A 957-nucleotide genomic window follows, 5' to 3' on the forward strand; every position below is an offset into this window, starting at 1 on the left:
TCATCGTTTACGGCGTGGACTACCAGGGTATCTAATCCTGTTTGATCCCCACGCTTTCGCACATCAGCGTCAGTTACAGACCAGAAAGTCGCCTTCGCCACTGGTGTTCCTCCATATCTCTGCGCATTTCACCGCTACACATGGAATTCCACTTTCCTCTTCTGCACTCAAGTTTCCCAGTTTCCAATGACCCTCCACGGTTGAGCCGTGGGCTTTCACATCAGACTTAAGAAACCGCCTACGCGCGCTTTACGCCCAATAATTCCGGATAACGCTTGCCACCTACGTATTACCGCGGCTGCTGGCACGTAGTTAGCCGTGGCTTTCTGATTAGGTACCGTCAAGATGCGCACAGTTACTTACGCATTTGTTCTTCCCTAATAACAGAGTTTTACGATCCGAAAACCTTCATCACTCACGCGGCGTTGCTCCGTCAGGCTTTCGCCCATTGCGGAAGATTCCCTACTGCTGCCTCCCGTAGGAGTCTGGACCGTGTCTCAGTTCCAGTGTGGCCGATCACCCTCTCAGGTCGGCTACGTATCGTCGCCTTGGTAAGCCATTACCTTACCAACTAGCTAATACGGCGCGGGTCCATCTATAAGTGATAGCAAAACCATCTTTCACTATAGAACCATGCGGTTCTATATGTTATCCGGCATTAGCTCCGGTTTCCCGAAGTTATTCCAGTCTTATAGGTAGGTTACCCACGTGTTACTCACCCGTCCGCCGCTAACTTCAAAGGAGCAAGCTCCTTATCCGTTCGCTCGACTTGCATGTATTAGGCACGCCGCCAGCGTTCATCCTGAGCCAGGATCAAACTCTCCATAAATGATTATGATGTTTGATTAGCTCATAAAATACTAATTTGTGTGTTATCTCTAACACGTTTGAACCAACAATTTAATGTTGTGTTCGGAATTAACGTTGACATATTGCGATTCAGTTTTCAATGTTCAT

At 48.2% G+C, this 957-nt stretch carries 1 rRNA gene; it reads right to left on the reverse strand.

From position 1 onward, the window contains the following. Nucleotides 1-829, reverse strand: a 16S ribosomal RNA gene (locus BK821_RS13080); the annotation flags it as partial. Nucleotides 830-957 lie beyond the last annotated feature (128 nt).

Origin of the sequence: Staphylococcus sp. LCT-H4 (assembly GCF_001866145.1) — a bacterium.
GTDB classification, from domain to species: Bacteria; Bacillota; Bacilli; order Staphylococcales; family Staphylococcaceae; genus Staphylococcus; species Staphylococcus succinus.